Annotated in this window: 9 protein-coding genes; 5 read left to right on the forward strand and 4 right to left on the reverse strand. The window is 52.4% G+C overall.

The annotated features are described in order from the left end of the window. Nucleotides 1-14 precede the first annotated feature (14 nt). Together AC2FJZ_RS20860 and lpdA are read left to right on the forward strand one after the other, a co-directional pair. On the forward strand, nucleotides 15-1289 hold the full coding sequence (locus AC2FJZ_RS20860; protein ID WP_496780054.1) for a HupE/UreJ family protein: 1275 nt from the start codon (nucleotides 15-17) through the stop codon (nucleotides 1287-1289). A 23-nt stretch (nucleotides 1290-1312) separates the two neighbouring features. After that, nucleotides 1313-2707: a dihydrolipoyl dehydrogenase gene (gene lpdA, locus AC2FJZ_RS20865; protein WP_496780055.1), complete on the forward strand. Its 1395-nt coding sequence runs from the start codon at nucleotides 1313-1315 to the stop codon at nucleotides 2705-2707. Between the two features lie 50 nt (nucleotides 2708-2757). Here lpdA and AC2FJZ_RS20870 read toward each other — a convergent pair whose 3' ends face one another. From AC2FJZ_RS20870 to AC2FJZ_RS20880, 3 genes are all read right to left on the reverse strand, one after another. After that, the gene (locus tag AC2FJZ_RS20870) at nucleotides 2758-4638 is read right to left on the reverse strand and encodes a sigma-54-dependent Fis family transcriptional regulator (protein ID WP_496780057.1); all 1881 of its coding nucleotides are present in this window, start codon (nucleotides 4636-4638) and stop codon (nucleotides 2758-2760) included. A 94-nt stretch (nucleotides 4639-4732) separates the two neighbouring features. After that, nucleotides 4733-5521 carry an SDR family NAD(P)-dependent oxidoreductase gene (locus AC2FJZ_RS20875; protein ID WP_496780059.1) on the reverse strand — a complete coding sequence of 263 codons (789 nt, stop codon included), beginning with the start codon at nucleotides 5519-5521 and terminating at the stop codon, nucleotides 4733-4735. A gap of 139 nt (nucleotides 5522-5660) precedes the next feature. Further along, a complete protein-coding gene (locus tag AC2FJZ_RS20880; protein ID WP_496780061.1) occupies nucleotides 5661-6440 on the reverse strand; it encodes a CmcJ/NvfI family oxidoreductase in 780 nt (259 codons plus the stop codon). 159 nt (nucleotides 6441-6599) lie between these two features. Here AC2FJZ_RS20880 and AC2FJZ_RS20885 point away from each other — a divergent pair, with 159 nt between their 5' ends. Both AC2FJZ_RS20885 and AC2FJZ_RS20890 read left to right on the forward strand, forming a co-directional pair. Continuing rightward, complete coding sequence (locus AC2FJZ_RS20885; RefSeq protein ID WP_496780065.1) at nucleotides 6600-7508, forward strand: LysR family transcriptional regulator; 909 nt, start codon at nucleotides 6600-6602, stop codon at nucleotides 7506-7508. A 764-nt stretch (nucleotides 7509-8272) separates the two neighbouring features. Further along, nucleotides 8273-9031 carry a 3'-5' exonuclease gene (locus tag AC2FJZ_RS20890; protein WP_496780063.1) on the forward strand — a complete coding sequence of 253 codons (759 nt, stop codon included), beginning with the start codon at nucleotides 8273-8275 and terminating at the stop codon, nucleotides 9029-9031. Nucleotides 9032-9309: 278 nt separating this feature from the next. On the opposite strand, the gene AC2FJZ_RS20895 is transcribed toward AC2FJZ_RS20890, so the two are convergent. Next, the gene (locus tag AC2FJZ_RS20895) at nucleotides 9310-10716 is read right to left on the reverse strand and encodes a metal-dependent hydrolase family protein (RefSeq protein ID WP_496726059.1); all 1407 of its coding nucleotides are present in this window, start codon (nucleotides 10714-10716) and stop codon (nucleotides 9310-9312) included. Nucleotides 10717-10885: 169 nt separating this feature from the next. On the opposite strand from AC2FJZ_RS20895, the gene AC2FJZ_RS20900 reads away from it, so the two are divergent. Beyond that, nucleotides 10886-11926, forward strand: a complete 1041-nt coding sequence (locus AC2FJZ_RS20900) for an AraC family transcriptional regulator (protein ID WP_496671213.1) — start codon at nucleotides 10886-10888, stop codon at nucleotides 11924-11926. Nucleotides 11927-12052: the final 126 nt, after the last annotated feature.

Genomic DNA, 12052 nt, shown 5'->3' on the forward strand with positions numbered 1-12052 from the left:
TTTTGGAGGCGAACATGGCTTGGTTGAACCCTGCAAAAAATACGCGACAACTGCCGATCCTATTTGGTGGTATGGTTCTCTTGCTGGCGCTCTGCTGGTGGCCGCAGCGAGGATACGCTCACTTCAGCTATTCCGACCCGCGGATCATCCACATTGTTGACGACGGCGGAGACCAAGCACTCGTTCTCATTCGGATGCCCGCTCCGTTGACTCTGCTTCCTGACGATTGGCAAGGACAGAGCGAAACTCGCTTACCCCCGTTTGGCATCAGCAACGGCGCTGACATTTTTCTGGACGCGCATGCGATCGAAAACAATACGTCTGAGCTTTTGGACCTATTGAACCGGTCGGTGTCCATTTGGATTGATGGCCGCAGATCAGCCACGAAAGTTGAGCAATTTCGGTTCTGGGCCGATACTGAGAGGCCCTCATTTGGAACTGTCAAATCTGCGACGGCAGCGTTTCAAGATGTCGTCCAAACTGACCTGGCAACTTTGCCGTATTTTGACCTCACAGTAGACGTCGCGCTCTCGGTCCCATCCGGATCTCTTAATCAGGATCTGCGCGTTACTTCAGATCTTGGTAAGAACTTTCAGGTGATGGACAGGTTTGGAACTGTCGTGAAGCTGCATCGCAGCGACGCAGTCGAGACACAAGCGATGATTGGGGTGCTGGATGTCGCGTATCCGGCGGCTTCAAACAAATGGGTCGTTATGCGCGATGCGGCCTTAATCGGAGCAGAACATATTTACTTTGGGCTTGATCACCTGGCCATAATTGTCCTTATCGCCATTGCCGCACAAAGCTGGCGCCAAGCTCTGGGGATGGCTTCTGCCTTCACCATCGGACATATGATCACGCTTGCTGCCGGCCTCTACGGCATCGCGCCCGCAATGATCTTGTTCATACCGTTGGTGGAATTTAGCATTGCGCTCTCGATCGTTGTCGCTGGCGCATTTATTTGCTTTCAGATCAGGCATCCGCTGAGTTGGTTAGCGTTGTTCCTCATAGGACTGGTCCATGGCTACGGGTTTGCCGCCTCTGCGTCTCAGGCGATGTTTGCAGGTCAGTTTGATTTACTCGACCTGATAGCATTCGCCTTTGGGTTGGAAGCTTGCCAATTCGCGATATACGCCATGATCTTGCCGATCATCCTTCTGGCAGATCGCCAATTCCCATTGGTGCACGATACGTGGCGCAGAGGTGTGGCTCTGCTCATCGCGGTGTTTGCCGCGTCGGCTACATTCACTCGCTTTACCGAAACTACAGGTGCTTTTGGCCTGGTTTAGGCCGTTCATCACGGAGATCCAAAATGACTGAAACAAAATTCGATATGATCGTGATCGGAGCAGGCCCGGGCGGTTATGTTGCTGCAATCCGTGCAGCCCAACTGGGGTTGGATGTCGTTTGTATCGAGCGTGAACACCTCGGTGGTATTTGCCTGAACTGGGGCTGCATTCCCACAAAAGCACTGCTCCGCTCAAGCGAAGTGCTACACTTGGCGCAAAATGCAAAAGACTTTGGCCTGAAGATTGAAGACCCGGAACACGATCTCGAAGCAATTGTCGCGCGGTCGCGGAGGGTCGCCAAACAGCTTTCAAACGGCGTTGGCTATTTGTTCAAGAAGAACAAGGTGTCGTCCATTATGGGTGAAGCGCGCTTGGCCGGAAATGGCGAAGTTATCGTGAAATCCAAAGAAGGAGAGCAGACACTGCGATCGGACAACATCGTTCTGGCAACCGGTGCACGCGCCAGAGACCTTCCTGGGCTTGAAGCGGATGGGAACCGCGTCTGGTCCTATAAACATGCTCTGCAACCCCCTCACGAACCAAACAAGCTGTTGGTCATCGGTTCCGGTGCGATCGGCATTGAATTTGCAAGTTTTTACAACGCTATCGGAGCAGAAACGACCGTAGTGGAAGTAATGGATCGTATTTTGCCTGTCGAAGACGCTGAGATATCGACCTATTCCAAGAAGAGCTTCAGCAAACAGGGTATGAAATTCTTCGAGGGTTCGAAAGTTACGCAGCTTGAACGCCACAGCGACCGCGTTGTCGCTCATATCGAAAAAGACGGCGAGGTCACGGTTCAGGAATTTGACACTGTGATTTCAGCTGTTGGCATCACCGGCAACGTTGAGAACCTTGGCCTCGAAGAGATAGGTGTTGAGGTTGACCGAAATCATGTCGTCACAGACGAGTATTGCCGCACCAACGTACCCGGTCTCTATGCTATCGGAGATGTCGCAGGGGCTCCTTGGCTTGCTCACAAGGCAAGTCACGAGGGCGTCATGGTCGCGGAGCTCATCGCTGGACTTGAAGGTCACCCCGTCAAGCCGGAGAGTATTGCAGGTTGCACGTATTGCCACCCTCAGATCGCGAGCGTTGGGATGACCGAAGCGCAAGCGATCGAAGCCGGTTTTGAAATAAAAGTCGGGCGGTTTCCTTACCAGGGCAATGGCAAAGCCATTGCATTGGGCGACGCGCAGGGGATGATCAAAACCGTCTTTGATGCCAAAACCGAGCGATTGATTGGAGCGCATATGGTCGGGGCCGAAGTGACCGAACTGATCCAAGGATATGTCGTCGGGCAAAAGCTCAATGCAACAGGTCCAGATTTGATGGAAACTGTATTCCCGCACCCAACGCTTGGCGAAATGATGCATGAAAGCGCTCTCGACGCTTTCGGTAGGGTCATCCACAAATAGCTTCGCTCAACCGCATGTCGGCAACAGTAATGTTGCCGACCTTGATAATTCTAACGGGGTCGCGCGATGCCATATTGTTTCATCTTTCGATGAATGGTTGCCCGGCCCATTCCTATGTTGCGCGCTGCTCTCGAAACATTCCATCGAGCTCCGATGAGCGCATCCTGAATGAGTGTCTGCTCATCATAGGTCGAATTTGACTGATCGGAATGTCTCTGTCCCGTCTCTAAGACCTTGTGAGTTTCTGACGCAGATATGGTGCGTTCCGGCAGGTCCAGCCGCGAGATACGACTACCATCCCCTTCCATAAGCGATTGCTGTAGGGCGTTTTTTAGCTCTCGGACATTGCCGGGCCAATCAGAACGGGAGATCACGATTTTTGCTTCTTCTGTTATTTGAACTGCCTCACCTGCCAACTGCCGAGCGATCTCGCCAGCCAAGGTCTCGATACGTTCACGGTGTCGAAGAGGTGGAAGTTGAACGATCGTATTTGCCAGCAGGAAATAGAGATCATCACGGAACAACCCGTCCTGTACGGCAACGCGAAGCGGGCGACGGCATGTTGCAATTATTCTGGGTGTCGGTTCCGAATTCTGCTCTTCGAGCAGCAACCCGTTTGCCTCAATTTCACCCATCAGCATCCTGAGTCGAGCCTGCGCGAATGCTGGAAGTTCGTCTACGTTCTCAAAAACCAGAACAATATGTTCCTGGTCTGGCATTCCCAAGGAACCCGCAATACGCGCTTGTTCCAGCAAGGTCTGAAAGTAAAGTTTGTCCTGTTCAGCTACACCCAGAGACGCGCAGTCAACGGTCGTTACACGTGCTGAGTCGAACTTGGTAGCTTCAAGGATCGCTGCAATGAGGGCAGTCTTGCCGGTACCGGACTCACCTTCGATCAAGAAGGGTAATCCCTTTCGATAGTGTGCAAGGGCCCTCGTACAGAGCGCAGCCATTCGATCGCTTCCAATCGAAAGCTGGCGTAACGAGGCGGCCAGTCGCGTACGTTTTGGTCTCAGCGGAGCTTTCGTTTTTGGGTTTTTCCATGAAACTGGAGAAGCGCGTTTACCGCTCTTAGTTAGCGCCGAGAAATTTAGAACTGGCCCATTCATGGACCGAACACTCATTACTCTTTCGGGGACGGCTTCCATAGCCTTTGAATCAGTACCGAACACCAATTCAAAGGCCTTCCCTCTTAGTACCGCGGGAGTCTTTTTACTTACGAGGCGATGTGCCCCTGCGGTAGTGCCCAAGATGATCCCAGCTTCGTTCAACGCCACAAGTTCATCCCGCTTCAGCAAGTCGCGCCCATCAGCTGAGGAAACAGATATGATCAAACTATCTGCAAACTGTTTTTCGAATAGTATGCGTTGGATTCTGTCTGCTGCAGTGCCCAAAAGCTGAGACGCAAAGAGGTAATCTGACGAGTTATTGCGATCCAGCATGGCCAAGCTGATTGCACCGAGTGTGTGGTTTTCTGCGTCAAAAAGAGGGGCAGCTGTGCAGGCGAATGGACGCAATGAAGAAAAGTAGTGGTTTCCTCCGCTAACGGTGAAGGCATCTCTCTCAGATAACGCCATGCTAACACCATTAGTTCCCGCAATGCGCTCATCCCAACAGGAACCGACGGCGATGCCGTTTTCTTCAAAAACGGAACGGCCTTGGTCGGTGCCTTCCAGACGAACCGAAACTCCATCGGTATCCGTGACAACAAGGCAATGACCGGCATTGGCGGCTATTTGAGCGAGTTGGCTGATTATCCCTTGGCGGCCGCCGGAACGTTCTACCAATTCCTCTAACCGAGGAGCCACTTCAGATGATTGTAGGCGAAGGATGGGGCGAGCGGCATCCCGAACAAGCTTGTATTTAAGCTCACAGCGCTCCCAAGACTCACTGATGGCACTTCCAAAGTGTAAGGAATTATCGGTTTCCACCACATGTCCTCCCCGTACCACCAGCTTACAGCATTGAGACCTATTTCGACAAAAAACATCGATGCTCTCGCGGTTTTACCGCCTGTCCGAGAGTTCACCGCAAGGTGGCTGTGACCTCTTGGATAGCTTTCATCACAGATTTTCTATGGTCTTCATCCATTGCTGCTGCATGAGGTCGCGCCAGCTGTCCCGAGTCGTTGTCGAAGTATTTCCCAGAAGCAACGGCAAACTCGGGGTCCAGTGCGGCACGGCACAGGATGTCCGCGCCAATGCTCATATCATTCCCAGCGACGCCAAACCCCTCTTTCACCATCTTTGAGGCAAGCAGTGAGCCGGGATTCACCGCAATGACAGAAGGGCCATTTGGCAGCGCTCTTGCCAGTTCCTGTGACCAGATGGTGATCGCCAGTTTGCTTTGGGCATAGGCCCCAAAATCGTCCAGCGAACCATGACCGACCATCGCCTTTGCATCGACTGGGGCTTGTGCGGCCGACGACAAGTTAATTATACGGCCATCTTGCGGGATGATCGGCAGCAGCCGTTGCGTTAGCACCCACGGCGCGAACGTATTGACCACAAAGCGAACGTCGAAGCCATCCGGTGTTCTTGTGGTGGGTGTCTTGTAGACGCCTGCATTGTTGATCAGGACATCGATGCGGTCATGTCGCTCAAGAATCTCAGCCGACAGCGCTTCGACATCACTCAGCTTTGAAAAGTCGGCGACATAGCTTTCTGAATGGCCGCCGACTTCCGTTGCAGCTACCTCAAGTTTTGCTTGGCTTCGACCATGTAGCAGAATTCTATGACCTTGTGCCGACAGGGTTTTGGCAGTCAAGAGACCGAGGCCGTCTGTTGATCCAGTGATAAGAATTGTTTTGGACATGGTTCATTCCTTTGTTTGTAAGCCGGGCTTCGGACGGTTGAGGATGGACTGCCCTTTGAAGTTTGCATTTACCCTGTCTCAAATAACCGAACCATCCTGAAGCACGTTTTAGCTATGTGCCTGGCTTTTCGATATCTTATCAGAAGCGAACAACAGTTCGGCTCTCGAGGCTCTTTCGAATTGAATGGATACTTGGATCCTCGATCAAATCGACTGCACTGTGACCCACTGAAGGCAGTCCTTGGTTGTCGTAGATATTGAACAGGACAATCTCATCCGGGGTCATTCGTGATTGATAAACCCATTCATGTGCGTCGCTCGCCGCCAGCCCCATGATGTGACCGCGCCGATCAGGGTAAATCAGATCGATCAGAATCCAGTCTTCGTTCGTGACGCTGGTTGGGCGAACAAAACCAAGCGGCGCGCTATTGATCGGGTTTTCGACCGGTCGCCAGATATTGATGAAGGCGTAGTGCCCCGTGCTCCATTCTGCGGCCTTGTCCGGTCCAAGAATGTCGACCAGTCGCTTTTCTGCCCCCTCAGTGCTGTAGTCGCTATGAACATTCCGGGCGGGTTTACGATCAGAGTCAGGGTCATCGACCCTCAAAGTGTGGTCGAAGACAATAACCTCTTTGGCACCCAGATGCTGGACAAGCACCTCGGTTAATTCTCGGTCATAAACTTGTTGCCAATCGGTTCCATCGTCAAATGAAGTGACTTTACTGGGGGATGAGGCAAACGAGACGCCGTCCTTTGTGAAAGAAACTGCATCTTCGGAACCTCGAAGATCTCGGAGTGGAATTTTCGTCGCAACAAGCTCCGGTGAGATCAGATTTCCTGCGACACCTCCAGCATCGATTTGAAACGCCTGCCTCGACGCACTGTGGACGTGATAATTGACGATTGCAGTACCCGGCATGGCGTTCTCCTTTTATTACAACAATTTCGATCCGCGACTTGGCAAGCGATTTGCGTTCGCGTTGCGACCCTGTTGCGGCTTGCCTCGAAGATACGCATTGAAGAAAGAATAAAAATGAGACATTCAAAGATAGATAATTCGGTTTTTGGATATAATAATATGGATACAGAAAGCCTTCGCCTGTTTGTACTTGCAGCTGAAAAGCTCAATATTAGCGCAGCAGGGCGCGATCTCGGTTTTGCACCGGCTGTAGCAAGCGCCCGGCTTGCCAAGCTCGAACATACATTGGGTGCTGATTTGTTGCACCGCTCGACCCGTAAAGTTGCCTTATCGTTGGAAGGCGCTGAATTTCTCCCCTACGCCCGCGAAATCCTGGCGCAAGAGAGTGCTGGACGCGCCGCATTGGGTCAAGGACAAACTCAGCCCACAGGAACACTGCGCTTTACCGCGCCCAGCACTTTTGCCCAGCTTTACATCGCGCCTATCCTGCCAGAATTCCTCGTGCAGTACCCGGGGGTTAATCTCGACCTTCGTCTGTCCGACAGCCAATTCAACCTGATTGAGGGCAGCTACGATTTAGCTATTCGGAACTCAGCGCTTGAAGATACCAGCCTCAAAGGCCGCAAGCTCGCTGAAGACAATCGCGTACTTTGTGCCTCTCCTGAATATTTGGCCCAGCGTGGGGCACCGGCAAAGCCATCCGATCTGGTGGATCATGATTTGATCGCATTCAGAGATCAGGAGCCGCGTCCTCTCACCGGTACTGACGGCTCATTAGGAGAGTTTGATCCCCGCGCGGCCCGCTGTCAGCTAACTTTTGACGATGGGCTCAGCCAAAAACTCGCCACTATGGCTGGAGCAGGTATTTCTATGAATTCGCTCTGGAGCGTCCACCATGAACTGGCGGAAGGCAGTCTTGTTCAGGTCTTACCAAACTACCGAGTGACCGACGCATCTGTACTATGGCTTGTCTATCCCAAAGCAAACGTCTTGTCCGCCAAGGTTCGGGTCTTCATGGATTTCCTGTTGGAACAGATTGGAAAGATGCCAAGTTGGAAAGTGTCATGAGTTAAGGCTAATTTTAGGAGCCCCTATAAATCGTCGTGCTTTCCAACATTACCGGAAAGTCTTTTACCTCGACTTCGAAGGAAGTTCTGAGAAACTGCTGCTTCTGCGTCATTCGAACCGAAAGGCCGTAAAACCGAAGATTTGTCGCGGCCTGACATTAAGCGGCGTAGGCTGAAAAAAAGACAGAAAGAAAACCTGAGGCGAACTTCTTCAATGGGCATGGCTATCCAAATTCTGCGCAAAAACATCGTATGTTTGCTGATCCAGCGCACATGCACTGGATCAGTAAGTGCACTGTTATGCCAGTTGGGCAAGGTTGCCTGACCGGAAGGCAAAGGTTCTGGGCGCGATTGACGGAGCACGGTTCAAGCACTGCGACCCAATTGACGACATGCTGGGATCCGAAATCGAGGTTTTCCTGCCGTTAAAAGACAGATGAGAGGTGCTTACTCGTCACCGATCAAAATTCATTCTTTGTTCGATAATAGGTCTTCGAGATTGTCATATGGCGCGGTGTCCCTAAACTGTTTCACGAGTTCAGCGTCGTTTGAACGATCCCGCTCGCCCGTTTTCAGTAGCCGCCATAGTTGAAGAAGAAGAATGATTGTGGCTCCCGCGGCCGCAATATTGAAGGCGATTTCCCACGTTGTCATTTTGATGTTCCCACAATTGATAAGTTGCATTTCCGTAACCGCAGAACCTGCCATGACACTTGACGAAAACCGGAACCTGTGGGTCTGAGCCCAACTTGCCACTGAAAGATCATGTCTCAGGATGACCTGAAAAACCTATTGAACTCAATCAGCCGGCCGACGCCGGAAGAAGAAGCATTTTTTGCCAAACGTCGCTCCCTTGGTCTCGGTGTCGGGCTCGATGAGCATGGGAAAATAGTCTATCCGAAAAAGCTCGTATTCATCGACTTCGAGGCATCCTCGTTGAGCCCTGAAAGCTGGCCGATCGAAGTTGGCATTGCGTGGATCGAACAGCAGGATGTCGTTGTCGAAAGCAAGCTCATACAGCCAGATCCTGACTGGTTGCTCGATGATTGGTCACAGAAAAGCGCTGCCTTACACAATATCCCTTTCAGCGCCTTGAAGACGGCGGAACCCGCGGAAGATGTAGCATGCTGGTTGAAAGAAATTGTAGGCGACAACATCCTTGTCAGCGACGCTCCTGAGCTCGACCAACGCTGGCTCGACTGTCTTCTCGCAACGCTCGGTGAACGTGCGAGGCAGATCGTTGACTTTGACCGGATCGTCTGGGTCTCGTTTTCTCAAGAAGACGGGGTTGTTGCACCCGGTGCGATCGAGCAAGTCTACGAAACGCGAGCGGAGCGCCCAACAACACATCGAGCAGGCGCAGATGCCGCAAATATGGCCCACGCGTATAGATCCGGGTTACCTCGGCTAACACGCAGTAACCATGATACACCCAGTTGTGCGTATCTTGCGTCATTGCACCCAGATGCAACGCCAAGTGAACCGCTACCACTGAATTCGAGCGCGGGTAGGCCGACCGGCTGACGACTGTTTGTTGGCATTGATGAAGTGGCTGACCGTTGGCGCAGAAGCGGACGTTCGAGCGGACAACGGCGAAGGACCGTATCGAGCCCCAAAGTGACACTTTCTGCACCACTCATTAATGGCTGCTTTTAGTTATCGGTTTCTTCACGCTTCAGGGAATGAGCCCAGCACGCTTTCATTGGGAGTGTTTGTTGTACAAAATGCGATCTAGACAGCTACTTCAGGTATGAGATGCCGGAAACGCGTGGCGACCGTCTTGAAGCCGCCACGCTTATTAATCAGTTCAGAGTATTTTTATAGATCACGCCATCTTTCATGATCAGTCGCATCGTCGGGATGTCACGAGGACGCGGTTCGGCGTCGTACCATTTCTCGTTGCCGCCGATGACACTGATGTCTTCAAGCGGGTTTCCATCGACAATTAGAACGTCGGCATAAGCGCCTTCCGCAATCAGACCGAGAGGACCTTCGAGGTAAGGATTGGCTTTCCCCGAGTATGCCAGAAGCTCCCCTGCCGAAGAGGTTGCCGCTACAAGCATCGCATGGTTGCCGAAGAGTTCAGCGTGGAACCACTTTTCGTGATCCATTTGTGTCCGGAATTGTTCTGCAGGGGCAAAAACGATGTCAGACTGGAACGCCATTTTTGGTCGGATTTCCTTGACGTTTTCAACAAAATCCTTGGAAAATTCAGTTGCCAAAGCGAGTTTCGCTTGGTTTTCCTTGGTTTGAAGGCCTGGGTTCTGTTCGATATAAGGGGATATTCCAGTCATCTGAGAGACAAGGAAGATATCATTGTCCTTCATCAGCTGAAGTGTTTCCCGGCTGGCGAAAAAGCCATGCTCGATGCTTTTTACACCCGCCTCAATGGCACGCGTAATTCCCTCGTCAGAGAAGACGTGAACGCCGACATAGGTATCCCAATCGGCTGCAGCGCGTACCGCCGCTTCAAGTTCTTCGGGTTGGTATTGAAGTGTGTGAAGTGGATCAAGAATCGAAGCGACGCCACCTCCCGCCATCATTTTGATCTGGGTGGCCCCTTGAGACAGGTTCTGACGAACAGCCGCCATGACACCATCTACACCGTCTGCCACATACGTGATTCCGAGACGTTGCGCATTGCTGTCATTGGCATAGGGAGGCAAATTCGGGTTGCGCATTGATGCGGTCCGAAAGTCGCCGTGGCCTGACGTTTGTGAGAGAAAGGCACCGGCTGGGTAAATGCGCGGGCCATCGATCAGACCCGCATCGACCGTCTTCTTTACACCCGACCCTCCGCCGCCCATTTCGCGTACGCTGGTAAACCCGCTATACAGGTATTCATTGGCCATGTGCGCCGCACGCGCTGCAATTTCGTCCCAGGTTGCAGCCTCCACGGCACCAAGGCCGCCACTAATGTTCAGGTAAAGATGCGAGTGCGCATCGATCAGCCCAGGCATCAAAGTGCGTCCATCGCAGTCAATCTGGTTTGCCCCTTCTGCCTCAAGTGACGTATCGCCGACAGCCGAAATCAGATTGCCCTCAACCAGAACATTTTGCCCTTCAATCAAGGTTTCCGTGAGACCATCAAACACCGCACAGTTCGTGAATAGAACCAGTGCCGGTGAAGCCTCTTCCTGAGCGAGCGCCGACGTAGCCGTTGCTGTCGCGAGCAAAACACCTGCAACAGATTGTAGTATGCTCTTCATATCGATCTCCCATTGGATCAGCCCCTGTGCTCGGAGCGTTTGAACTGAGAAACAGTATAAGAATTGACGGACCCATTGCCTGTCTTCGGGGCGCGGTGGTGGCAGTTTTTTGCCCCATAAGGACTATTTAGAGCAGTTTATTCCCTCTTGGTTGTTCTGAGACGCTAGGATGAAACTGAACATCAAAGCGAATACTGAATCGATGAATCACACCTTACCACTCGTAAAGCTGAGTGTTTTGCGCCCCTTCGCCACGGAACTCCACGAACGCGGTATTGACCCGGAACCAGTGTTTGAGAGCGTCGGGTTAACTGAGGGTGCAATCTTTGAGGCCGACCTCTCAGTTCACGTCATGGTCATCCACCAGTTTGTCGAGAACGCCGCCAAGTCTGCCGAAGATCCCTTTTTTGGGGCCCGCGTTGGAAGCAAACTCGATGTTCAGGGTTGGGCGATACTTGAGGACGCTGAGGCGCGCGCGTCAACGGTGGGAGACTTCCTGTCGATCTTTATTGCGCGGTCCAACGAAATTGCCAGCTCTGTCACAGAACATCTCAATATAGTCGGCCAAACGGCAGTTTTTGGTGAAACGCGCTCTTTTGCACCCCAAATCCTGCCCGCTCAGAACGATGCATTCATGGTGGCGCTCGGCCTGGCCGTTCTCCGGCGGGCTTTGCGCAATCGGTTGGACCCATCGAAAGTAACAGTTACTGTAAGCGACCCCAAGGTTTTGCCATCGGAATTCGACCTGATGCATCCTATGAGGGGGAACAGAATGGGGTTCTGCATCCACTTTCCGTCGTCTTGGTTGTCCCTAAAACTGAATCCTGTGTCGTCCAGTTTAGCCACGGAGGAGATATCCAGCTCGGCTGCCGACGGGTTTGTTCAATCCTTTAGGCAAATGCTCCGGGCACACATCGAACAGATTGACCTGAGCGCTTCAAAATGTGCGGCTCTCGCATCGATGAGCCAGCACAAGCTGAAACGACGACTAGCTGAGAACGGGACCAATATTACCAACGAGATAAGCTTCGTGAGGCAGCAATACGCAAGAGAGGTTCTAGTCACGACCAGCAGGTCGATTTCCGATATCGCGACCGTTCTCGGGTTCACGGACGCCGCCAATTTCGCCCGAGCCTTCCGCCGCGCAAACGGCATGACGCCAACCGCTTTTAGAAAATTGCAAGAAGTCGAGGACGGTGAAAAAAACTGAGTTGTTCGCCGAACCAGACACTCATCCCGGCAAGACCGACGGCTGCTTCGTCCGCAGAACAGTCATTCAGCCAACCTTCAACCGACGTCCACATTGGCAAAAAAAGCCAAGTGAGTGCCCCCGGCA

This window comes from Ruegeria sp. CDSA079 (assembly GCF_059612245.1).